The organism is Haloprofundus halophilus (genome assembly GCF_003439925.1).
Taxonomy (GTDB): domain Archaea; phylum Halobacteriota; class Halobacteria; order Halobacteriales; family Haloferacaceae; genus Haloprofundus; species Haloprofundus halophilus.
Window position 1 is genome coordinate 396,757 of record NZ_QQRR01000002.1, and the last position, 21,367, is coordinate 418,123.

Sequence of the window (21,367 nt, forward strand, 5' to 3'; positions counted from 1 at the left end):
AAGTATCGACCTGTGAATGTGCATCTTGTTATTTCATCTTGTCGTGAATTCAAACACATTACGGTATCAGCATCGGTTCGAGTGTTAGTGATCGACTTAAAGCGCGAGTTCAACACAGCTGTTGAAACCTGTCATTGACGGAGGGTTTCAACAAAGCCAAAAATCTTCGATTTGGACGGTCGCTCAGTCGTCGGCGGGGGCGGCGGAGTCGCTGCCGCTGCTGACGCCCGTGCCGGGACCGATATCGATTTCGAGTTCGTCGAGTTTCTCGTCGGGGACGACGCCGTCGACCCAGCCGCGGTGGCTGTAGTACTCGTCTTTCATCTCGTCGAGTTCGCAGAACTCGCCCTCGGAGGCGCCCTGTCCGGGGACGCCGCCCTCGCCGTCGAGGAACCGCGCCGGCAGCGAGTCGTCCGAACCGTCGAAGCCCGCGAGGTTGTTGTAGTAGCGTTCGAGATTGTAGACGCGCTCGCCCGCCTCGATGAGTTCGTCCTCGGTCACGTCGAGGCCGGTCATGCCGTTGTACTGCAGGACGTACTCCTCGATGCCCTCCGCGAAGGCGTTGAACTTGCAGATGTCGAAGCTGTCGGAGATGGCGTGGAGGTCCTGGAACGTCGCGGTGAGTTCGCCCTTGCCCTCCCACGCATACGGGTCGACCTTCTCGGGGACGCCGAGAATCTCGGCGGCCGGGGTGTAGGCGCGCAGGTGGCACGCCCCGCGATTCGAGGTGGCGTAGGCGATTCCCATGCCCTTCATGCAGCGCGGGTCGTACGCCGGAATCGTCTGGCCCTTGACGGCCAGCGAGTTCTCCTCTGCGTCTTTCTTCTCGGCGATGCGCCGCGCGCCCTCGGCGAGCAGGTCCGGGAGGCCCTCCTCGCGGTGCGAAATCCGCTCGATGAGGTCGACCATCGTCTCGGAGTCGCCCCAGTCGAGCGTCCCGACGTCGTCGAGTTTGCCCTCCTCGGACATCTCCATCGCCATCGCCATCATGTTGCCAACCTCGATGGTGTCGACGCCCATGTCGTTGCAGCGGTCGATCATGAGCGCGATGTCGTCGCGCTCGGTGTGGCCGGAGTTCGGGCCGAGCGCGTACGCCGACTCGTACTCGTACGACTCCATCCGGACGTTCATCTCCTCGCCCTTGTGCATCGTCGTCACCTCGACTTCCTTCTTACAGGCGACGGGGCAGGAGTGACACGTCGGCTCGTCGACGAGGATGTTCTCGCGGACGTTCTCGCCGGAGACCTCCTCGGCGTCGATGGTCGTCCCCTCGCTCTCGGAGAAGCTCCGCGTCGAGGTGTACTTGCCGTTCTTCACCGGGAGGCCGTCCATCTCCTCGGTGATGTTCATGAGGACGTTCGTCCCGTACATCGAGAGGCCGCCCTCGTTCGGCGCGGTGACGTCGGACTCCTGAATCGCCTGCATCCCCTGCTGGTAGCCCTTCTGGAACGTCTCGGGGTCCGCCGGCTTCGGCATCCGGGTGCCGGACTTGACGACGACCGCCTTGAGGTTCTTCGAGCCCATCACGCAGCCGGTGCCGCCGCGGCCCGAGGCTCGGTCGTCCTCGTTGACGATGCAGGCGTAGCGCACGCCGTTCTCGCCGCCGGGACCGATGGCCATCACGGAGACGTTCTTGCCGACGCTGCCGTCGACCTCCTCGCCGATGGTCTCGATGGTCTCGTGGACGCCCTTCCCCCACAGGTGAGAGGCGTCGCGGAGTTCGACCTCTCCGTCTTCGACGTACGCGTACACCGGCTCTTCGGCCTTGCCGTCGAAGACGAGGCCGTCGAAGCCGGACCACTTCAGCCGCGCGCCGGACCAGCCGCCGTGGTGGGAGTCGGTGACGGTGCCGGTGAGCGGCGATTTCGTGACGACGGCGATGCGGCCGCTCATCACCGTCTGGGTGCCCGTCAACGGACCGTTCATGAACGCGAGCCGGTTCTCCGGGCCGTCCGGGTCGACGTCCGGTCCGGCGTCGAAGACGTACTTCACGCCGAGGCCGCGCGCGCCGATGTACTTGCGCGCGTCCTCGTCGTCGATGCCTCGGTAGGCCACCTCGCCCGATGTGAGGTCGACCTCCCCTACGTGGTCCTGAAATCCGCCGAGTTCGGTCATTGTAAGGTACTATGATTATAATGGGGCCCCACTTCGTTAGCTGTTGTCGCGCCGATGTAACCACATTTAGTTACTCACGTCGCGGTCCCCGTCTCTCCGAGGCGGCGTCAGGCGTCTCGACACGTCGGCGGCGGAGCGGGAGTCTTATTCGAGCGGCGAGACCACTCCGAAGCGATGTCTTCGGCACCGCCGAGAACCGTAGCACGCTCCACGTTCCTCTCACCCCGTCTCCGCTGGGCGGCCGTCCTCGTCGTCGCCGGCGGCGTCTTCGCCGCCTCCGTCGTCACGCCGCCGGGCGACGGCGTCCCGACGCTCGGACCGTTCGGACTCGTCGGTGCGGACAAGTGGTTACACGCCGCGGCGTACGCCGCCGTCGCCGGGACGCTCTCGCACGCGCTCGCACCGCGGTTCCGGCGCGCGGCCCTCGGCGGCTTCCTCGGTGGGTCGGCCTACGGATTCTGCGTCGAGCTCGTCCAGGCGTTCGTCCCCGCCCGACAGTTCGACCTCCTCGACGCGGCCGCGAACGGCGTCGGTGCGGCACTCGGTGTAGGGCTCTGGTTGCTCTTCGCGTTCGCTCTCGCGTCGGCCGTCGGACGCGACTGACCGCGGCGAGTCGTCGGTGACTCGCCGCCGTCGAGTCGACGACAGCGGCCGCGATGCGGTGACGCCGCCGTCGGCCGAGGGGGAGACGAAGCGGCTTTACGCGCCCGTCGCCGAGTCGCACCAATGAGCGAGCCGAGTCCCGACGTGTACGAGCGGGGACGCGGAATGGACGCGCACAACAAGGTGATGCGCGAGATTCGCGGCCTCAAGGAGAAACACTACGACCCGCACGAACCGACCCGCGTCTGGATAGATGAGGACAACACGCCGAGCGGCGTCTACCAGTCTCTGACTATCATCCTCAACACCGGCGGCTGTCGGTGGGCGCGCGCCGGCGGCTGTACGATGTGCGGCTACGTCGCCGAGTCCGTCGAAGGCGGGACGGTCGAACACGAGGCGCTGATGGACCAGATACAGGTCTGTCTCGACCACGAGGCGGAGAACGCCGAAGAGAAGTCGCCGCTCATCAAAATCTACACCTCCGGGTCGTTCCTCGACGAGCGCGAGGTACCGGCGGAGACGCGGGACGCCATCGCGGAGACGTTCTCGGACCGAGAGCGCATCGTCGTCGAGTCGCTGCCCGACTTCGTCGACCGCGAGAAACTCGACGACTTCGTCTCGCGGGGGCTCGACACCGACGTGGCCGTCGGCCTCGAAACGGCGACCGACCGCGTCCGCCGCGACTGCGTGAACAAGTACTTCGCGTTCGACGATTTCGTCGCTGCGAGCGAGGAAGCCGACGCCGCGGGTGCGGGCATCAAAGCCTACCTCCTGATGAAGCCGCCGTTCCTCTCGGAGTCGGAGGCCATCGAGGACATGAAATCCTCCGTCCGTCGCTGCGCGGAGTACGCTCACACCGTCTCGATGAACCCCTGCAACGTCCAGCGCTACACGATGGTCGACGAGCTCCACTTCCGCGGCGGCTACCGGCCGCCGTGGCTCTGGTCGGTCGCCGAGGTGCTTCGCGACACCGCCGACGCCGACGCCATCGTCGTCTCCGACCCGGTTGGACACGGCTCCGACCGCGGCCCGCACAACTGCGGTGAGTGCGACGACCTCGTCCAGAAAGCCATCAAGGACTTCGACCTCCGACAGGACCCCTCCGTGTTCGAGCAGGTCGACTGCGACTGCAAGGCGACGTGGCGCGCCGTCGTCGAGGAGGAGACGAGCTACGCGATGCCGTTAGCGAACTGAGAAGACGGCTGGCGAAGCCAGAAGCGCAGACGGCGTCGGCGTACGTTCTCTTTTGGCCGGGTCCGGTAGTCGGCCGACACATCGCTGTAAGCGACCGTTTACGCCCGCGTAGGCCGCTCATAGTGATACCCGATGCCGTGCAGCGTCCAAGTAGGAGTCGAGCGGCCACCCGGCGGGAAGCGCCGCCCAGTCGCCGCCTCGACCAGTTCGACCATGAAACAGACGCAAGGAAGCTACAAGGCGATCTACTGCTCCGACGGCTGGCTGGAGATACGCGAAGACCAGAACGTCGAAGGCTGGATATCCACCGACTCGCCGGTGCCGGTCACGACGTAGGCGCTCGACCCGTTCCACTCCGTCTCTCGACGGAGCCACAGCGCTGCCGCAGTCGCCTCCTGACTGGCCCCTCCACCTGTTTTCTCGCCGCTCGGACGGTCGCCGGTCGACTGTTCAGGCGAACCCGCGGAGGATTCCCGCGCCGTCGGTCCCTCCCACGTCGGCGAGCGTCGCCCGTTCGGGGTGCGGCATCAACACCGCGACGCTCGCTCTCTCGCCGAGAATTCCGGCGACGTTGCCCGTAGAGCCGTTGGGGTTCGCCTCGTCGGTGACGTTGCCGTCTGCGTCGCAGTACCGGAACAGCACGCGGTCGGCCGCGTCGAGCGTCTCGTACTTCTCGGAGGAGATCTCGAACCGGCCCTCGCCGTGGGCGATGGGCACCTCGATGACTTCGCCCTCGTCGTAGGCGGCGGTCCACGGCGTCTCGGCGTTCTCGACCCGCAGGTGGACCCGTTCGCACTGGAACCGCGCGCTCCGGTTCGTCGTGAACGCGCCGTCGGTCAGTCCGGACTCGCAGCCGACCTGCGCGCCGTTGCAGACGCCCAAGACGGGAACGCCGCGCTCGGCCATGTCGCGGATCTCGTTCATGATGGGCGACTGGGCGGCCATCGCCCCCGCGCGGAGGTAGTCGCCGTAGGAGAACCCGCCCGGTAGCATCACGCCAGTCGCGTCCCCGGGCAGGCCGTCTTCGTGCCAGACGCGTTCGGCGTCGATACCGAGGTGGGTGAGCGCCGCGACGGCGTCGCGGTCGCAGTTCGACCCGCCGAACTGCACGACTGCGACCGTCACCGGAACCGCCTCCCGTGGGGGTAGACGACGGTCGGAATCGTGGAGACGGCGACGCTCATTCGGCTTCCTCGACCACCACGTCGTAGTCGTGGATGGTCGGATTTGCGAGCAGTCGCTCGGCCATCTCGTCGGCGCGTTCCTCGGCGTCCGACGCGGAGTCGGCGTCGACGTCCACCTCGAAGCGGTCCGCCGAGCGGAGCCCCCGCAGTTCGAAGCCGAGCCGTTCGAGCGCACGCTTTGTCGTCTCCGCCTCGGGGTCCAACACGCCGCGCTTCAGTCTGACGGTCACCGTCGCGGTGTACGCGGTCATCGTCCGACTCTGCGCGGTCGTGGGTAAAATGGCTTTTGGATACTCGTCGATAACCAAGTTCGTGTATATCGCGGCGTCTGTGGTGGGTCGACGTCCCGCCGCGTCCGCGTGTTCGTCGACGCCAGGTAGCTCACGACCGTTGATTCGAAAATCTCCGCTCTCGCCGAATTCGGTCAGTACGAGCCGTCTGGGGTGGCGGTAACGGGTCACTGCCTCTCGCGTTGTTGCCACGAACGGAAGACGTATCCTCAGTTATGCTCCACATTACCACGTGTTCACTCCCGGCTTCTTGGTGATGAGAGTATGACCCGTGAGTTGACCGAAATCACCGTCATCGGCGAGGACAAGACGGGCCTCGTCGCGCGTATCACGTCGCTTCTATTCGACCGCGGCATCAACATCGAAGATATCGACCAGGCCGTCCGCGAGGGAATTTTCCGGATGACGCTGCACGCCGACACCGGCGAGATGGTGTGCACGTCCGAGACGCTCCGCTCGACGCTCGACGACCTCGCGACCGAGCTCGGCGTCGAGATCCAAGTCCGGTTTCCGTCCGACCGCGAGACGAAGCGCCTCGCCGTGCTCGTGACGAAGGAGTCGCACTGTCTGGAGGCGCTGTTCGAGGCGTGGGCCAACGACGAACTCGACGCCGAGATCGGCGTCGTCATCGGCAACCACGACGACCTCCAGCCGCTGGCGGACCACTACAACGTGCCGTTCCACGACATCGGCGACAAGAAAGGCGGAGCCGACGAAGGCGAACTGCTCGAACTGCTCGACGAGTACGACGTGGACCTCATCGTTCTCGCGCGCTATATGCGCATCCTCTCGCCGAACGTCGTCTTCCGCTACGAGGACCGCATCATCAATATCCATCCGAGCCTCCTTCCCTCGTTTCCCGGCGCGGCCGCCTACCGCCAGGCGAAGGAAGGCGGCGTCAGAATCGCGGGCGTCACCGCCCACTACGTGACCACCGACCTCGACCAGGGGCCCATCATCACCCAGCGCGCGTTCGACGTACCCGACGACGCGTCGGTCGACGAAATCAAAGCGCGCGGGCAACCGCTGGAAGCCGACGCGCTCCTCGAAGCGGTGAAGCTACATCTCGGCGACGCGCTGAGCGTCCACCGGGGCCAGACGAGTCTCCGCGATGACGAGGATATCGACTACCAACTCGGCCTCTCGAAGGAAGCGCAGGCGGCGAACCCCGACCGCCCCGTCGACGGGAAACTGCCGCAGTCGCTGCAGAGACCGGCCGAGCCGAACGAACCGAGCGACGACTGACGTCGTCTCTTCTCTCCGCCTCGTCACAGATTCCGCACCGCGTCGATCGCTTCGTCGAGTTCCGGCGCGTCGAACCAGTCGAAGTTCGTGTACGCGTTCGTCCCGGCGGCGTACATCTCCGAGACAGTTTCGACGACCGAATCCGGCAGCACCGGCGGCTCGGCGTCGCACAACGCGCGCCAGTCGGGGTCGTCGCGGCGGTCCGCTTCGGTTTTCGCGTCGCCGACGGCGTCGACCCACTCGGGGTGCTCGCGCTTGTAGTACTGGCGGACGACCTCCTTCGACATCTCCTGGCCGTCGTAGCTGAACCGATTCTCGTCGAACGTCCCGACGACGTCGGCGACTTTGATGGCTCCGTCGTGGTAGAGACACTCGATTTTGCCGTCCTCGTGGACCAGCCCCGTCTGCTCGGCGCGGTCGGTGAGGATGTGGTTCACCGCGAGCGCCAACTCTTCGAGGCGGTCGATATCGGCCGGTCCCGAGATATCGTCGGCCTCGTCCCGCGAGAGGTAGCGGTCGCGCTCTTCGAACTTGGTGGAGAACTCGACGACCGGCCGCGGGAGGTCGACGACTTCGTCGGGCCACCCGTCGTAGTCGAGGCCGTAGTCGGCGGGGTCGCCGCGCGAGCGGAGGCTCGACCCGACGGGAACCGTGTTCCGGAAGACGATTTCGAGCGGAATCAGGTAGTTGTCCCCGACGGCGTCGTAGAACCCGTCGTAGTCGTAGCCGTCGTCGTATCGGAGGTTCGGCACCTGCACGAGGTCGATAGCCATCTCGCGGGGCGGCTCGGTGGTCTCGCCGAGTTCGACCTCCTCGCCGCCTTCGACCACGCCACGGTAGTGCGTCGGGATGTGGTTGACGTCGAGTAACTCGAAGTTGTACGCGCCCATCGTACAGAGGCTCGCTCCCTTCCCCGGTATCTCGTCGGGCATCTTCCCCCAGTCGAAGACGGAGTAGTCGTCGGTGAAGACGAAGCTCCCCCGTCCGAGCGAGTCGGCCGTCGGTTCCTCGGCCACGCGGAACTCCTTGACGCTCGTCATAGCTGAACACGCGGCGGCGCACGGTAAGTAACTTTCACTTCTGTGCTGATTCGAGAGGAAGTGGAGTCCGAAATGCGCACGTTTGTGTGTTGTCTCGACGTGTGCTCGAAAACGTGCTGTGACAACACGCGTCGCTATCGCTGTGTCGATTGCGAACAGGCGACCCGTCTCCGTCCGCGAGCGGTGCGTCGCACACCAGCCTCGACCGACTCGCGGTAGTTCGTTAACTCACGAGCGGTCTGGCCCCGTCATCGGTGATAAACGTCGGGAGTGTGTGAGACGCTACCGGCACCCGAGAGTATTAGCCTCGGGACCGCACGCTTACCGTATGAGCGACGGCTACTCCGGCGCGGACCTCTTCGTCGACGCGCTCGAACAGTACGGTGTCACGCATCTCTTCGGTAACCCCGGGACGACCGAACTACCGGTGATGCGGGCGCTGGAGGACAGCGACCTCGACTACGTACTCGGTCTCCACGAGGACGTCGCCGTCGGGGCGGCCGCCGGATACGCCAGCACCCGACGGTACCACGGTCACCGCGATCCCGACGTGTTACCGGTCGGCGTCGTCAACCTCCACGTCGCTCCCGGACTCGCTCACGGCCTCGGCAACCTCTACGGTGCGAGCGTCGCGGGGGCACCGCTCGTCGTCACGGCGGGCAACCACAGCACCGATTTCCGCCACGAGGAGCCCATCCTCTCGGGCGACCTCCGCGAACTGACCGACCAGTTCTGCAAGTGGTCCGACGAGGTGCTGGACGTGGCCGCGCTCCCGACGATGCTCCGTCGGGCGTTCCGCGTCGCGCTCACGCCGCCGACCGGCCCGGTGTTCCTCGCGCTGCCGCTCGACGTGATGATGACCGAGACGGACGCAGACCCCGAGCGACTGGGACCGATCCCGACCGCGGGCCGCGGCGACTCCGCCGAGATAGAACGCGCCGCCGACCTGCTCGCCGGGGCCGACGACCCCGTGCTCGTCGTCGGCGACGAGGTCGCTCGCGCCGGGACCGATGCCGTCGACGCGGTCGTCGAACTCGCGGAGGCGGCGGGCGCCCGCGTCCACGGCGAGATTCTCTCCTGCGAGGTGAACTTCCCCGGCGACCACCCGCAGTGGGTGTCTCACGTCCCGCCGGACGAGGGACTCGCGTCGACGCTGATGGAGACGGACACGCTCGTCTTCGCGGGCGTCTCGACGCACACGACGCTGACGCGTCACGAGGAACCGCTCGTGCCCGACGACGCGACGTGCATCCACCTCGGGCCCGACGCGTGGGAACTCGGGAAGAATCAGCCCGCGGACGCGGCCGTGGTGGGCGACGTCGGCTCCGTCTGTTCGGACCTCGCGGGGCGCGTCGGAGAGCGGGTCGACGACGGCGAACGCGAGGCGCGACTCGACCTCGTCGACGCGACGAAACGGGCGGTCGAACATCGGACGCGCTCGCTCGGAACGGGCGACGCCGACGACCCACGGGCCTCGAAAGCCGAGCTGGTCGACGCAATTCGGGCCGCCGCCCCCGACGCGTACGTCGTCGACGAGGGTATCACCTCGAAGTACGTGATGCTCACGCGGTGGCCGTTCGCGCCCGAACAGTACGTCTCGAACAAGGGCGGCGGGCTGGGTTACGGGCTCCCGGCGGCGGTCGGTGCCGCCGTCGCCGAGAGCCAGCGCGACGACCCCCGGACGGTTCTCGGATTCATCGGCGACGGCTCGTACCTCTACTACCCGCAGACGCTGTACACGGCGGCGCGGTACGACCTCGACCTCACCGTCGTCGTCTCCGACAATCGAAACTACCGCATCCTGAAGGACAACGCGCTCGGCCTGTTCGGCGGCGACGAAGGCGATTACGAGTTCGTCGGGATGGACTTCGACCCGCCGGTCGACATCCCGAAAAACGCCGAGAGTCACGGCGCTCGCGGGCAGTTGGTCGACTCGCGGGAAGAGATCGAAGACGCGGTTCGGGAGGCGGTCTCTCGGAGTGGACCGGACGTGCTGGACGTGCTCGTCCACGACTGAGGGCGGTCGCCGCCCCGAACGTGGGCATCGCGCTCCCCGCCCGAGTTGCCGACGACCACCTGACTTTTACTGGTCGCGCCGGTGGGTCTGCGTATGAGCGACGCGCCAGCGCCGGACGCCGGACGCGGTCCGACCGGACCGACGGCGTTCGACTTCGAACACGTGCCGGAGACCGACCAGTCGTTCGAGAACGCGCTGGCGAAAGCCCGCGACGGGGAGCGACTCACCGTCGACGACGGCGTCGAACTGCTGACGACCGGCACCGACTCGGAGGGTATCGACCCGGCGCGAAAGGAACTCGTCCTGGAGGCCGCCGACCGCCGCCGCGCAGAGGTCGTCGGCGAGGACGTGACGTTCGTCGCCAACCTCAACAACAACGTGACGACGGCGTGCAACACCGGCTGTCTGTTCTGTAACTTCAAGAACAGCTCGCACGCGTTCGAGACCGACTCCGACGCCGACCACGGCGGATTCACGAAGACGCCCGCTGAATCGAGAGCCGTCGTCGAGGACGCGCTCGATATGGGCATCTACGAGGTCACCTCCGTCTCCGGACTCCACCCGGCGTTCGCGCTCGACGAGGAGCACCACGAGATTCTCCGCGGCTACGACGACGCCGCGCGGACGGTGAACTACAAGCCGCCCGAACGGTACGAGACGGACCCCGGAACGTATCTCGAACAGATGGAGGCGATGAGCGTCGGCGGCGTCCACCTCCACTCGATGACGCCCGAGGAGGCGTATCACGCCCGCCGCGGCACCGACTGGTCCTACGAGTCGGTGTACCGCAAACTCCGCGACGCCGGTCTCGACTCCGCACCCGGAACGGCGGCCGAGATTCTCGTCGACGAGGTGCGCGACGTCATCTGCCCCGGCAAAATCGACTCGCAGGGGTGGGTCGACGCGATAGAGGGCGCGATTTCGGTCGGGTTGGACGCGACGGCGACCATCATGTACGGCCACGTCGAAAACGAGATGCACCGCGTGATGCACCTGAAGCGCGTCCGCGACCTCCAGGACAGAACCGGCGGAATCACCGAGTTCGTCCCGCTCTCGTTCGTCCACCAGCAGACGCCGCTGTACGAGCGCGGCGTCGTCACCGGCGGGGCCTCCGACGACGAGGACGAACTGCTCGTCGCCGTCTCTCGCCTCTTTTTGGACAACGTCGACAACGTCCAGTCGTCGTGGGTGAAGTACGGCGACGCGAAGGGGCTCAAACTGCTCAACTGCGGCGCGAACGACTTCATGGGGACGATTCTCTCCGAGGAGATCACCAAACGCGCTGGCGGCGAGTACGGCGAGTTCCGCTCGTTCGACGACTACGTCGAGATGCTGTCGGCCATCGGTCGCCCGCCGGTCGAACGCTCGACGGATTACCGGGAGCGTCGTCGCATCGACCCCGACTCCGGGCCGCACGGCCCGATGCTCGGCCCGCGCGCCGACGGAACGCCGATGCTGGACCGACAGCGGTCGCGGGAGTCGAGGCAGTGAGCGGAGGCCTCGAACGATGATGAGTCCGACCCACGTCGCCACCGGCGTCGTCATCGCCGCGCCGTTCACGGTTCTCGCGCCGGAACTCGCGACGCTCGTCGCGCTCGCGGCGATGGTCGGCGGCGTCTTTCCGGATCTCGACCTGTTCGTCGGCGTCCACCGGAAGACGCTGCACTTTCCGGTCTACTACTGGGCCGTCGTGATTCCGACCGCCGCGCTCGCCGCGGTCGTCCCGTCGGCGGCGACGATAGCCGCGTTCTTCTTCTTCCTCTCGGCGGCGGTCCACTCCGTCGCCGACTGGTTCTGCGGCGGTAACGAACTCCGGCCCTGGGAGATGACCTCCGAGCACGCGGTGTTCGTCCACCCGCTCGGCCGGTGGCTCCCGCCGAAGCGACTCGTCAGATGGGACGGGTCGCCCGAGGACCTGCTGCTGACGGTTCTGCTCTCGCTTCCGGGTCTCTTCCTGTTCGAGGGGCCGGTCCGACTGCTCACGGTGGCGGTGCTCGTCGTCGCCGTCGTCTACGCCGCGGTCAGAAAACGAGTGCCCGACCTCGCGCCGTGGTTGGCCGAGTGAGTGGTCGAAGTGGGGGGTTCCGCTCCGACGCTCAGTCGTCGGCGGGCGTCTGTGCGTCCTGCGTCGTCACGCTGCCGTCGACGTCGACGCTGCCGGTCAGCTGACGGTACGGGTACGGCATGTCGATTCCCTCGGCGTCGAGGCGCTCTTTGACGTTCTGGACGACGTCGGACTGGATGCGGACGAAGTCCGAGCGGTTCGGTTCGTCGACCCAGAAGCGCGTGTTGAGGCCGACGTAGGAGTCGGCCAGTTCGGTCACGCGGACGTCGGGTGCGGGGTCGTCGAGCACTTCGGGCACTCGGTTGACTTCGTCGAGAATCGCTTCCTTCGCGTGGTCGATGTCGTCCCCGTAGCCGATGCCGAAGACGAACTGCTGCCGGAGGCGGTCGTAGGCGACGGGGTTCTTCAGCGGGTTGTTGGCGAGTTCACCGTTCGGAACCGTAATACGCTCGTTGTCGAACGTCCGGACGCGCGTCACTCTGAGGTCGATATCCTCGACGCGGCCGGTGATGTCGCCGACTTCGATCCAGTCGCCGACTTCGAACGGCTTGTCCTTGAGGATGAAAACTCCGGCGACGAAGTTGCCGATCAGGTCTTGGGCGGCGAACCCGACGGCGAGCGCGAGCGCACCGCCGAACACGCCGAGCGCGGCGATGACGGTGCCGAAGCCGGCCAGCATGAGGCCGACGGCGAGCGCCAGTACCCAGACGACCGCGGCCATGACACTGTCTGCGAGCGTACGGACCGTCTCGTCGTGGCCCTGTTGTCTGAGAACGCGGTCGACCAGCGGGACGAGCACGGCCCGGCCGAGAATCAGCGTAACGACGACGCCGAGGACGAACAGTATCACCGGGACGAGATACTGCTGGACGATTTCACCGAGTGTGATCCCTTCTATCGGAATCGTTCCCTGCAAGACGACCGAGGCGACTGACTGAAACGACATAGTTCACGGTCACTTTCGCGGTCTCGCGTCATTACTCCTTGGGGGTGAATCTCGCGTTGGAACCGGTTTCGCCCCCTCCTGTACGTCGGTCGCGGCTGACGGTCCGGGTTCGGTCACTGGGAGCAGAGCGCCCGGTACCGCCGCCCGGCGTCGTCGTCTGCGCACATCGCATCCAGTATACGAGCCGAGAGCCACTCGGTTCCCGTCGGGTCCAACCGCCCCGGTTCGTCGTCGACGCTCGACGAGCGAAGCGTCGACGGCAGAAACCGCTCGTACACCGGTAGTCGCTCCCGGAGCGGAACGCCGCCGTGGTCGGCGACGTCTCGAAGTTCCCGGAGCGCCGGCCACTCGTAGTCGGGGTTGATGTAGTCGTCCGTCACCGGGGAGACGCCGCCGAGGTCGTCGACGCCGCAGTCGAGCAGGTCGCGGGCGGGCGAGAGGTTCGGCGGAATCTGCACCGACACCACCTCGGGGAGCGCGACCCGCGCCATGGCGACAACGCGGCGCATCGCCTCGACGCTCGGCGTCTCGTAGTCCGAGCGCTCGTTCGGGACGACGTTCTGGACGATGACCTCCTGGACGTGCCCGTGGCGCTCGTGGAGCTCGCGGATGGCGAGCAGGCTCTCGGCGCGGTCGCGCCACGTCTCGCCGATGCCGACGAGGAGGCCGGTGGTGAACGGGACGTTCGCGCGACCCGCGGCTCGGATGGTGTTCAGGCGCTGGCCGGGCGTCTTTCGGCGCGTTCCGGAGTGCGCGGCCACGTCGGCGGTCGTCTCCAGCATCACACCCATCGAGGCGTTGACCTCGCGTAGCCGCTCGAACTCCGACTCGGTGAGGTCGCCCGGGTTCGAGTGCGGCAGCAGGCCCTCCTCGAGCGCGATCTCGCAGGCGCGGTAGAGGTAGTCGAGAATCGAGTCGTAGCCCCACTCGTCGAGTTGGTCGTGGATGGCTTCGTAGCGGGCGTCGGGTTTGTCGCCGAAGGTGAACAGCGCCTCCGTACACCCGGCGTCGGCACCCATCCGGAGCGTCTCTCGAATCTCCTCGGGCGACATGAGCGTCGCCTGCCCCGGGACGTCGTAGTACGTGCAGTAGGTGCAGGTGTAGCGACAGGCGGTCGTCAGCGGTAGGAAGACGTTCCGCGCGTAGGTGAGCGCCGGCGCCGGTTCCGCGTCGTCGGGCGTCACCGACAGCAGGCGCGCTACCTCGTCCTCGTCGACGGCGATGTCCACGTCGTACTCGTCGGCCGCGGGGAACACGTTGAGGCGTGGTACGTCGGCGGACAAAAACGTATCACTCCCCGGCAACCCGCGGCCGACGCGGCGTCGAAGGCTCGGCGCGGGACGGAGCCACGGCGCGAAGATGGCGAACAGGCGGCGAGCCTCGGTCGTTCTCGGTACCGCGAGGGGTTCGCCGCACGACCGCCTCGACTCCCTCGCGACCGGTTTCAGGTCACGCGGGGAGGTGGTCGCGCGCTCGTATTTCAACGTTCGCGTCGCACGCCGACGCGACCGTCGTGCGCGTCGACCTCGAACCCGGCGTCGAGGAGCCAGTCGCGCGCCCGGCCGTCGGTGTGGAGCAACACCTCGACGAGGTCGGCCGGTTCGTCGATATCGGTCGACAGTCGCATCGAGTCGAACTCGCGGACGCTCGCGCCGACGTCGCGGGCGACGCGGAGGTGGTCGAGGTACGAGGTCCCGTGGTAGTCGACGCGGAACGCGGGGTGGCGGACGACGAGCGCGTTCGTCCCGCCGCCGCGTCCGGGGGCGACGACGACGTCGCCGCCGGCGTCGAGAAGTCGGGAGAGCACGCGCGGCGTGGCGAGCGCGAGGTCGCTCATGACGACGGCCGTGGGTTCCTCCGCCCCGGCGAGGCGGTCGTTGACCGCCCTCGAGAGCGGTCGGTCGTCGACGACGACGGACGCTCGGGCGTCGAGTTCGACCGACTCGGTCGCCACTACCGTCGGTTCGACGCCGGCGTCGACGACCGCGTCGACGACGTCCGCGAGCATCGCCCGCGAGAACGACTCCCGCTCGGCCGGGTCGAGCGCGTCGGCGAGGCGCGTCTTCGGACGCGCTGCTGCGTAGGGAACGAGAACGATCATAGGAGAAGAGAGGGGGTTATCCCAGTTTATCGTAGGTGGTCTGGTTCGAACGGTACCAGAAGAAACCACCCGCGACGACGAGCAGGACGACGAGTCCGCCGACGGCGTACATCGCCATCTGCATCGTCTGACTCGACTGCTGGGCGGAGCCGGCCTGCTGTTCTGCCTCGTTCGCCAGTTCGGTGGCGAGGTCGAAGTCGGGGTTATCGCCGTCGAACGCGCGGATCGCCTGCGTCAGCGACTGTTCGGCCTGCTGGGTGTCCGCGCCGCCGGCGCTCTCGATGGCCGCCTCGGCGTTCTCGATGGCCGCGCGCGCGTCGGCGCTCTCGGTCGTGTAGTGGTGCGTCTCCCACGACTGAATCGCGTTGCTCGCGCCGCCGTTGCGCGACTGCGAGAGGCCCATGAGGAGGAACGACTGTTCCTCTTCGTACTGGTACTCGGTCACTTCCGGCACCGTACCGGTGACCTTCACGTCGACCTCGCTGACGCCGTCGTCGGAGGAGACGGTCGCGCCCGAGAAGTTCTGGCCGTCGAACTCGTCGCTGCCGACCTTCGACCCGGTCTGGTCGTAGTAGGTCACGGTCCACGTCACGTCGGTGAGATTCGTCTGCCCGGTGACCGACCACGTGTTCCACTGCGGGTTCTTGTACAGCTCGTCGAGCGTCACCGTCGCGCTCACTTGCTCGCCGACCTCACCCTCCGCCGGCGCGTCCTCCTCGGCGACCGAGACGGCGGCCGCCGGGGCGGCGAACGCCGACAGGAGGAGCGAACAGGCGACGAGCGCGAGGAGTTTAGAAGAGCGATTCAAGTTCGTCCTCGTCATCGTTGACCAGGTTCTGGAGGTTGGTATCGCTCTCGCGGTTGATTTCGTCGATGTTGTCCTGCGCCTCGATGGCGACCTGCTGGAGCTCCTTGATTCGGGGGACGTTCGTCACGCCCGAAAGCAGGATGACGCCCGCGACGAAGCCGCTGCCGGTGACGGGGTAGTCGCCGCCGCGGACTTCCATGCTCCCGGTCTGCTCCTCGAGCCACTTGCGGCCGCGCTCTATTCCTTTCCGGTTGAGGTGCCGCGGCGGACCCGCCATAACCAACAGCGCGCGCTCGGTGCCTTCGATCTCACACGGGAGCGTCAGCCGTCCGAGCGCCGCCTTGCGGACGAGGCTCGTGATGCGGTTCGTCGTGTGCGCGGTGTCGAGCGTGTCGTCGCCGCCACCGCCGCCGGTCAGCCGCGAGAGGAGTCCGCCGGACTGCTCCTCCTCGACCGACTCGGAGGCGTAGCCGACCGTGGAGACGCCGCCGCCGGAGAGCGTGTTGATGATTTCGGAGGAGTCGACGACGCTCTCCGCGACTTCCTGCCCCGCCTTGACCTCGCCCGCGCCGAAGAGGATGCCGAAGCGCCGGACGATCTCGTCGTTGATCTCGTCGTAGCCGCCCTGCACCGACTCGCCGGTTTTCCGCCACGCGTCGTTGTCGAAGACGAGCAGATTGTCGACTTCGCGGACGAACGTCTGGAACGAGCGCGCGGCGTTGAGCGTGTAGATGCCGCCCTCGTCGCTGCCCGGGAGGATGCCGAGACCGTAGACGGGTTCGGTGTAGATGCGCTTGAGGTGTTTGGCGAGAACCGGTGCGCCGCCGCTGCCGGTGCCGCCGCCGAGACCGGAGACGACGAGGAAGGCATCCACCTCGTGGACCGGAATCCCGTCGATGGCTCCCTGTACCTCGTCGATGTCCTCCTCGGCGACTTCCGCGCCGAGTTCGTTGTCCGCGCCGACGCCGTGACCCTTGACGCGCGACTGTCCGATGAGCACGCGCTGTTCCTTCGGGATGTTCGTCAGACCCATCAGGTCGGCTTTCGCGGAGTTGACCGCCACCGCCGCCCGGACGATATCGCTGCCGTGTCGTTGGTCGTACTCGACGAACTTGTCGACGATTTTCCCGCCGGCTTGCCCGAAGCCGATCATTGCCAGTTTCATGATTTCGCTCCCCTCGTCATTGTGTAAAAGCCAATACGAAATCCGATATAAGCCTTATGATGGTAGAAAGTCAGTTCACTGTGATATTCAGGTTTGATAATCGGTGACAACGTGTCGGCGGTAACGAGTGCTTACAGCGGACGAATCGGCCGAAATCGGGCGAAGGAGACGATTAAAGGGATCAGTTAGGGACGAGTGTCAATCACCAGACAGCCGTCATCTCGCCGACCCAGAAGGAGTAAGATATCGAAAGTAAGCCGCCGTTACCGGGGTTTACCGCGACGAATCGCGGAGATACGCGTCGAGCGTCTTCAGGTCGGACGCGCGCTTGCCGAACGCGTCGATGTCGTTGTCGTCGGTCGTGTTGTCGAACTGCAGCGACCGGTACTGGTCGCTCCCCATCGGGAACCCGGGTATCTTCCCGCCGATGCCGAGGCCGATGCCGGCCAATCCCATCGGCACTGGTACGACGTTCACGGATCGACCCTCCGCACCGTGGGCTTTCCTCGCTACCTCCGCGAGCGTCAGCTTCTCCGGCCCGCCGATCTCGTACACCTGTCCCACGTGGTCGTCGTCCTCCGCGGCGTCGGCGAGCATCGACGCGATATCGCCGACCCAGATCGGCTGGAACCCGGTTTTCCCGCCGCCCGGAAGCGGGGTGAGGTACGGCGGCGCGAGCTTCTTCGTGAAGGGGACGAACTCGCCGCCGTCGCCGAAGATGACCGAGGGTCGGAAGACGACCCAGTCGAGCTCGGAGCTCCTCACGACGTCCTCGGCTTCGCCCTTCGACCGGATGTACGCCGTCGGGCCGTTCGGGTCCGCCCCGAGCGCGCTCATCTGGACGAGCTTCGAAACGCCGTGCTCCTCGGCGGCTTTCACGACGTTCTCGGTGCCGCCGAGGTGGACCTCGAAGTGTTTCTCGTCGCCGCCGCTGGGTTTGAAAAGCGGCGACAGCGCGACGAGGTTGACGGCGACGTCCTTCCCTTCGAACGCCCCCTCGATGGAGTCGTAGGCGGTCACGTCGCCGCGGGCGGTTTCGACGCCCGGCGGCAGGTCGTCGCTTTCGGGACTTCTCGACAGCACCGTCACCTCGTGACCGCGGTCGAGCAGTTCCGCTGCGAGGTGCGTTCCGACGAACCCAGTTCCGCCGACGACGAGCACTTTCATGCGCGTACTGTCGGACGGACTGAACGTAAAGCTACCGCGCTATTTGCTCCCAGTTGGCCGTCTTTCCGGTCGAATCGACCGTTTTTGCGCCCCGCCGCGTCCGACGCGGAGAGCTATCAACGCTTAAGCGCGGCCACCGACACCACCCGGACATGCTCATCACGCTGGAGGGTCTCGACGGCAGCGGCAAGACGACGGTGTGGGAGGCGTTGCACGACTCGCACCCCGACGCCGTCTTCACCCGCGAACCGACGAACTCCTGGTACGGCGACGCGGTCGACCGCGCCATCCGCGACGACGACGCCGACCCGCTGGCCTCGCTGTTTCTCTTCACGGCCGACCACGCCGACCACCTCTCGCGGGTGATTCGACCCGCGCTGGCCGACGGCGAACTCGTCATCTCCGACCGCTACTCGGACTCGCGGTACGCGTATCAGGCCGTCGAACTCCAGCAGTCCGAGATAAACCGTCCCCTGGAGTACATCCGCGGCATCCACGCCGCTTTCACCCGTCCGCCGGACGCGACCATCTACTTCGACGTCGACCCGGAGACGGCGGCGGCGCGAAGCGGCGCGACCAACAAGTTCGAGCAGGCGGAGTATCTCGCCTCGGTCCGCGCGAACTACGAGCGCCTCATCGACGCGGAACGGCACCGCTTCGTCCGCGTCGACGCGACGAAATCGCCCGAGGAGGTCATCGACCGGGTCGAAGAGGCCGTCGACCGGTTGGTCGACGCCCGCGGCGACTGAACGAACCGAGTCGACGCGGAACCCGGCGTCGCGTCTCGCGTGCGGCAGGTCGGTGTGTTCCGCCTCGGACGTCTGCGGCGATACCCTCCGCTCGCTTCACTCGCGGTGGTCTTTCTCCTCCTCCTTCTGTCGGGATGCAGCGACTACCTCGGCGAGCGGGTGGTCGAGCGGTCGAGTCTGAGACCGCTACGGCGTCTCGGGCAGGTCGTACTCGTCGGGCGAGGGCATGTAGAGCACGTCGATGGTGAATCCGAGCGCCAGCGGCATCCCGACCAGCAGGCCGAGCGTTCCCATCTGTCCGAGTTCGACCGAGACGAGCTGTCCGGTGACGAGCGTCAGCGCCACCAGTGCGGCCGGAACGAGGACGACGGCGTACAGTACCATCCCCCACTGCGTGTCCAACCGCAGGCGGAGAAATCGCGTTATGACCGCTGCGACGAACGTGTGGGCGACGAACGCGACCCCGAGCACGACCAGTCCGAGGACCGAGACCATGGTCCGCCTACGGGCCGCTCGCTCTTTGGGCTGTCGGAACCGGGGCGAGCGCCGAAACGACGACGACGCCGATTCGCTCCGACTGTCGCCGTGCTAAACCGACCCACTTTATCACGAACAATCACCGACTGCACAGTCATGCATCGACTCATCGACGACCGGTCGCTCTCGGAGTCGTCGCTCTCGGCCGACGACGCCCGGGCGGCGTACGTCGACATGGTCCGAACGCGGCGATTCGACGAGCGCGCGCTCGCGCTACAGCGGCGCGGGTGGATGAGCGGGTATCCCCCGTTTCTCGGACAAGAGGCGTCGCAGGTCGGCGCGGCCCACGCGATGGCCGACGACGACTGGCTCTTCCCGACCTACCGTTCGAACGCGCTCCAGATCGCCCGCGGCGTCCCGATGAGCGACATCCTCCGCTTCCGGCGCGGCTACCCCGAGTACCACTCCGACCACGACGTGCCGGTGTTCCCGCAGGCGGTTCCCATCGCCAGCCAGATTCCGCACGCCGCCGGCGCGGGGATGGCGCGCAACTACCGGGGAAACGACGAGGCGATGTTGGTCTGCTTCGGCGACGGCGCGACGAGCGAGGGCGACTTCCACGAGGGGCTGAACTTCGCGGGCGTGTTCGACGCGCCGGTCGTCTTCTTCTGTGAGAACAACGACTGGGCCATCTCACTGCCGCGCGAGCGACAGACCGCCAGCGAGTCTATCGCCGTCAAAGCCGAGGCGTACGGTCTCGAGGGGATCCAGGTCGACGGCAACGACCCGCTCGCGGTCCGCGAGGCGGTCGAGCAGGGGCTCGAAGCCGCTCGAAACGGTTCGCCCGTGCTGGTCGAGAGCCTCACCTACCGCCGCGGCGCGCACACGACCGCCGACGACCCCTCCGTCTACCGCGACGACGACCCCGACCTCCCCGAGTGGCGCACCCGCGACCCGCTCGAACGGTTCGAGGAGTTCCTCCGCGCGGAGGGCCTCGTCGACGACGAGTTCGTCGAGAGCGCGTACGACGACGCCAACGAGGAGCTGTCCGAGGCGGTCGAAGTCGCCGAATCCGGTCCCCGCGCCGACCCCGACGAACTGTTCGACTTCGTCTACGAGTCGCTGCCGCCGGAGCTCGAAGCCCAGCGCGAGCGGATGCACCGCTCGATCGAAACCCACGACCCCCAGGAACTGGACCGATAGCGCTCGCGTCGGTTCGAGAGCGGTCGACTCACCGAATCGGAATCGACCGCGCCGCCGCGTCCCGCTCCTCGGCGCTCTCGACTAACCGTTCGATACGCGCTTCCAGCGGTGGGTGCGTCGACAGCAATCGGCCGAGTCGCGTCTCGTCTTCGGGCCCCGGCGTCGGCGGGGCCGGGAGGCCGAAAAAGCGGCTCAACGGCGACTCCGTCGCCTGCTGGAGTCGCTCGAGTGCGCGAGCGAGCGACAGCGGCCGCCCCGTCACCTCGACGGCTCTGTCGTCGGCGGCGAACTCCCGCCGCCGCGAGTACGCCCGGACGAACAGCGTCAACCCGACCGCGACGAGCGTGACGACGCCGCCGACGCCGTACCCGCCGTTCGACAGCGGCGTCGCCGTCGGCGTGCCGCGGAGCCACGCCGTCGCCCGGGCGACGCCCTCGAGGAACAGCGCGACGGGTAACAGCGCGACGGCGAGCACGCTGACGACGGTTCGGAGCGCGCTGAAAGCGAACGTCTGCACCAACCCGTCGTACCCCTCCAGGTGCGCGAGTTCGTGCGCCAACAGCGCCTCGAACTCGTCGCCCGAGAGCATCCGAAACAGCGAGCGGTCGACGACGACGATGCCGTCTCTCGGTCCGCCGAGGGCGAACGCGTTCGGCGCGGCGAGTCGGGCGACGTACACCGTCGGCGTCGCGATCTCCATGCGCTCGGACAGCGCGTCGAGGCGGCGGTAGAGCCCCGGCGCGCGCTCGGGCAGGAGTCGACTCGCTTCGACGCTCGCCAACAGTCTCGACGTGCCGAAGCGGTAGTTGGCCCACGCCGTCAGGAGGACGACGCCGCCGACGAGGGCGACGCTCGTTGCGGGGTCGGGCCGGACCGACCAGAGGAGGACGAGAAACCGGTACGTCAGGACGGCCAAGACGGCGTAGAACGCCAGAAGCGACAGTCCCACCACGGCCGCGAACGTGCGGAAGAGGAGTCGCATAGGTGAGGTACGCCGG

21 protein-coding genes are annotated in these 21,367 nt (G+C 66.9%); 9 read left to right on the plus strand and 12 right to left on the minus strand.

Annotation, left to right across the window (positions count from 1 at the left end; genetic code table 11):
* Positions 1-183: 183 nt before the first annotated feature.
* Positions 184-2,115 carry an aldehyde ferredoxin oxidoreductase family protein gene (locus DV709_RS11570; protein ID WP_117594589.1) on the minus strand — a complete coding sequence of 644 codons (1,932 nt, stop codon included), beginning with the start codon at positions 2,113-2,115 and terminating at the stop codon, positions 184-186.
* Positions 2,116-2,289: 174 nt separating this feature from the next.
* On the opposite strand from DV709_RS11570, the gene DV709_RS11575 reads away from it, so the two are divergent.
* The 3 genes from DV709_RS11575 (at position 2,290) to DV709_RS18315 (ending at position 4,248) form a co-directional block, all read left to right on the plus strand.
* Positions 2,290-2,718 (plus strand): VanZ family protein, encoded by a 429-nt coding sequence (locus DV709_RS11575; protein ID WP_117594590.1) that lies wholly within the window; start codon positions 2,290-2,292, stop codon positions 2,716-2,718.
* A gap of 123 nt (positions 2,719-2,841) precedes the next feature.
* The gene (locus tag DV709_RS11580) at positions 2,842-3,912 is read left to right on the plus strand and encodes an archaeosine biosynthesis radical SAM protein RaSEA (RefSeq protein WP_117594591.1); all 1,071 of its coding nucleotides are present in this window, start codon (positions 2,842-2,844) and stop codon (positions 3,910-3,912) included.
* Between the two features lie 213 nt (positions 3,913-4,125).
* Positions 4,126-4,248, plus strand: coding sequence for a hypothetical protein (locus DV709_RS18315; protein WP_256360028.1), 123 nt, complete (start codon positions 4,126-4,128; stop codon positions 4,246-4,248).
* A 114-nt stretch (positions 4,249-4,362) separates the two neighbouring features.
* On the opposite strand, the gene purQ is transcribed toward DV709_RS18315, so the two are convergent.
* Together purQ and purS are read right to left on the minus strand one after the other, a co-directional pair.
* Positions 4,363-5,037, minus strand: coding sequence for a phosphoribosylformylglycinamidine synthase I (gene purQ / locus DV709_RS11585; protein WP_117594592.1), 675 nt, complete (start codon positions 5,035-5,037; stop codon positions 4,363-4,365).
* 55 nt (positions 5,038-5,092) lie between these two features.
* Positions 5,093-5,347 carry a phosphoribosylformylglycinamidine synthase subunit PurS gene (purS, locus tag DV709_RS11590; protein WP_117594593.1) on the minus strand — a complete coding sequence of 85 codons (255 nt, stop codon included), beginning with the start codon at positions 5,345-5,347 and terminating at the stop codon, positions 5,093-5,095.
* A 303-nt stretch (positions 5,348-5,650) separates the two neighbouring features.
* Between purS and DV709_RS11595 the strand changes: the two genes are divergently transcribed.
* The gene (locus DV709_RS11595) at positions 5,651-6,631 is read left to right on the plus strand and encodes a formyltetrahydrofolate deformylase (RefSeq protein ID WP_117594594.1); all 981 of its coding nucleotides are present in this window, start codon (positions 5,651-5,653) and stop codon (positions 6,629-6,631) included.
* Positions 6,632-6,654: 23 nt separating this feature from the next.
* Here the strand turns inward: DV709_RS11595 and DV709_RS11600 are convergent, their stop codons facing one another.
* Positions 6,655-7,671: a phosphoribosylaminoimidazolesuccinocarboxamide synthase gene (locus DV709_RS11600; RefSeq protein ID WP_117594595.1), complete on the minus strand. Its 1,017-nt coding sequence runs from the start codon at positions 7,669-7,671 to the stop codon at positions 6,655-6,657.
* Between the two features lie 328 nt (positions 7,672-7,999).
* Here DV709_RS11600 and DV709_RS11605 point away from each other — a divergent pair, with 328 nt between their 5' ends.
* The 3 genes from DV709_RS11605 (at position 8,000) to DV709_RS11615 (ending at position 11,753) form a co-directional block, all read left to right on the plus strand.
* Positions 8,000-9,688 (plus strand): thiamine pyrophosphate-binding protein, encoded by a 1,689-nt coding sequence (locus tag DV709_RS11605; protein WP_117594596.1) that lies wholly within the window; start codon positions 8,000-8,002, stop codon positions 9,686-9,688.
* A gap of 93 nt (positions 9,689-9,781) precedes the next feature.
* On the plus strand, positions 9,782-11,179 hold the full coding sequence (gene cofH, locus DV709_RS11610; protein WP_117594597.1) for a 7,8-didemethyl-8-hydroxy-5-deazariboflavin synthase subunit CofH: 1,398 nt from the start codon (positions 9,782-9,784) through the stop codon (positions 11,177-11,179).
* Between the two features lie 16 nt (positions 11,180-11,195).
* Entirely contained in the window at positions 11,196-11,753 is a 558-nt protein-coding gene (locus tag DV709_RS11615) for a metal-dependent hydrolase (protein ID WP_117594598.1), read from the plus strand.
* Between the two features lie 31 nt (positions 11,754-11,784).
* Here DV709_RS11615 and DV709_RS11620 read toward each other — a convergent pair whose 3' ends face one another.
* The 6 genes from DV709_RS11620 to DV709_RS11645 all read right to left on the minus strand — a co-directional run bounded on the left by DV709_RS11620 (position 11,785) and on the right by DV709_RS11645 (position 17,940).
* Positions 11,785-12,699: a mechanosensitive ion channel family protein gene (locus DV709_RS11620; RefSeq protein ID WP_117594599.1), complete on the minus strand. Its 915-nt coding sequence runs from the start codon at positions 12,697-12,699 to the stop codon at positions 11,785-11,787.
* Positions 12,700-12,812: 113 nt separating this feature from the next.
* Entirely contained in the window at positions 12,813-13,955 is a 1,143-nt protein-coding gene (gene cofG, locus DV709_RS11625) for a 7,8-didemethyl-8-hydroxy-5-deazariboflavin synthase subunit CofG (RefSeq protein WP_117594600.1), read from the minus strand.
* A 224-nt stretch (positions 13,956-14,179) separates the two neighbouring features.
* The gene (gene cofC, locus DV709_RS11630; protein WP_117594601.1) at positions 14,180-14,800 is read right to left on the minus strand and encodes a 2-phospho-L-lactate guanylyltransferase; all 621 of its coding nucleotides are present in this window, start codon (positions 14,798-14,800) and stop codon (positions 14,180-14,182) included.
* 16 nt (positions 14,801-14,816) lie between these two features.
* Positions 14,817-15,623 carry a hypothetical protein gene (locus DV709_RS11635; RefSeq protein WP_117594602.1) on the minus strand — a complete coding sequence of 269 codons (807 nt, stop codon included), beginning with the start codon at positions 15,621-15,623 and terminating at the stop codon, positions 14,817-14,819.
* Positions 15,592-16,773 (minus strand): tubulin/FtsZ family protein, encoded by a 1,182-nt coding sequence (locus tag DV709_RS11640; protein ID WP_174786364.1) that lies wholly within the window; start codon positions 16,771-16,773, stop codon positions 15,592-15,594. The genes DV709_RS11635 and DV709_RS11640 overlap by 32 nt, the downstream gene beginning before the upstream one ends.
* Before the next feature lie 273 nt (positions 16,774-17,046).
* Positions 17,047-17,940, minus strand: coding sequence for a complex I NDUFA9 subunit family protein (locus DV709_RS11645; RefSeq protein ID WP_117594603.1), 894 nt, complete (start codon positions 17,938-17,940; stop codon positions 17,047-17,049).
* Positions 17,941-18,092: 152 nt separating this feature from the next.
* Here DV709_RS11645 and tmk point away from each other — a divergent pair, with 152 nt between their 5' ends.
* Positions 18,093-18,689, plus strand: coding sequence for a dTMP kinase (gene tmk / locus DV709_RS11650; protein ID WP_117594604.1), 597 nt, complete (start codon positions 18,093-18,095; stop codon positions 18,687-18,689).
* A gap of 186 nt (positions 18,690-18,875) precedes the next feature.
* On the opposite strand, the gene DV709_RS11655 is transcribed toward tmk, so the two are convergent.
* The gene (locus DV709_RS11655; RefSeq protein WP_117594605.1) at positions 18,876-19,184 is read right to left on the minus strand and encodes a hypothetical protein; all 309 of its coding nucleotides are present in this window, start codon (positions 19,182-19,184) and stop codon (positions 18,876-18,878) included.
* Between the two features lie 138 nt (positions 19,185-19,322).
* Here DV709_RS11655 and DV709_RS11660 point away from each other — a divergent pair, with 138 nt between their 5' ends.
* Positions 19,323-20,369, plus strand: coding sequence for a thiamine pyrophosphate-dependent dehydrogenase E1 component subunit alpha (locus DV709_RS11660; RefSeq protein ID WP_117594606.1), 1,047 nt, complete (start codon positions 19,323-19,325; stop codon positions 20,367-20,369).
* Positions 20,370-20,397: 28 nt separating this feature from the next.
* On the opposite strand, the gene DV709_RS11665 is transcribed toward DV709_RS11660, so the two are convergent.
* The gene (locus DV709_RS11665; RefSeq protein ID WP_117594607.1) at positions 20,398-21,351 is read right to left on the minus strand and encodes a M48 family metallopeptidase; all 954 of its coding nucleotides are present in this window, start codon (positions 21,349-21,351) and stop codon (positions 20,398-20,400) included.
* Positions 21,352-21,367: the final 16 nt, after the last annotated feature.

Coding starts and splice junctions, on each gene's coding strand:
- DV709_RS11570 (WP_117594589.1), bottom strand. CDS start 2,115: ATGACCGAACTCGGCGGATTTCAGGACCACGTAGGGGAGGTCGACCTC.
- DV709_RS11575 (WP_117594590.1), top strand. CDS start 2,290: ATGTCTTCGGCACCGCCGAGAACCGTAGCACGCTCCACGTTCCTCTCA.
- DV709_RS11580 (WP_117594591.1), top strand. CDS start 2,842: ATGAGCGAGCCGAGTCCCGACGTGTACGAGCGGGGACGCGGAATGGAC.
- DV709_RS18315 (WP_256360028.1), top strand. CDS start 4,126: ATGAAACAGACGCAAGGAAGCTACAAGGCGATCTACTGCTCCGACGGC.
- purS (WP_117594593.1), bottom strand. CDS start 5,347: ATGACCGCGTACACCGCGACGGTGACCGTCAGACTGAAGCGCGGCGTG.
- DV709_RS11595 (WP_117594594.1), top strand. CDS start 5,651: ATGACCCGTGAGTTGACCGAAATCACCGTCATCGGCGAGGACAAGACG.
- DV709_RS11600 (WP_117594595.1), bottom strand. CDS start 7,671: ATGACGAGCGTCAAGGAGTTCCGCGTGGCCGAGGAACCGACGGCCGAC.
- DV709_RS11605 (WP_117594596.1), top strand. CDS start 8,000: ATGAGCGACGGCTACTCCGGCGCGGACCTCTTCGTCGACGCGCTCGAA.
- cofH (WP_117594597.1), top strand. CDS start 9,782: ATGAGCGACGCGCCAGCGCCGGACGCCGGACGCGGTCCGACCGGACCG.
- DV709_RS11615 (WP_117594598.1), top strand. CDS start 11,196: ATGATGAGTCCGACCCACGTCGCCACCGGCGTCGTCATCGCCGCGCCG.
- DV709_RS11620 (WP_117594599.1), bottom strand. CDS start 12,699: ATGTCGTTTCAGTCAGTCGCCTCGGTCGTCTTGCAGGGAACGATTCCG.
- cofC (WP_117594601.1), bottom strand. CDS start 14,800: ATGATCGTTCTCGTTCCCTACGCAGCAGCGCGTCCGAAGACGCGCCTC.
- DV709_RS11635 (WP_117594602.1), bottom strand. CDS start 15,623: ATGACGAGGACGAACTTGAATCGCTCTTCTAAACTCCTCGCGCTCGTC.
- DV709_RS11640 (WP_174786364.1), bottom strand. CDS start 16,773: ATGAAACTGGCAATGATCGGCTTCGGGCAAGCCGGCGGGAAAATCGTC.
- DV709_RS11645 (WP_117594603.1), bottom strand. CDS start 17,940: ATGAAAGTGCTCGTCGTCGGCGGAACTGGGTTCGTCGGAACGCACCTC.
- tmk (WP_117594604.1), top strand. CDS start 18,093: ATGCTCATCACGCTGGAGGGTCTCGACGGCAGCGGCAAGACGACGGTG.
- DV709_RS11655 (WP_117594605.1), bottom strand. CDS start 19,184: ATGGTCTCGGTCCTCGGACTGGTCGTGCTCGGGGTCGCGTTCGTCGCC.
- DV709_RS11660 (WP_117594606.1), top strand. CDS start 19,323: ATGCATCGACTCATCGACGACCGGTCGCTCTCGGAGTCGTCGCTCTCG.
- DV709_RS11665 (WP_117594607.1), bottom strand. CDS start 21,351: ATGCGACTCCTCTTCCGCACGTTCGCGGCCGTGGTGGGACTGTCGCTT.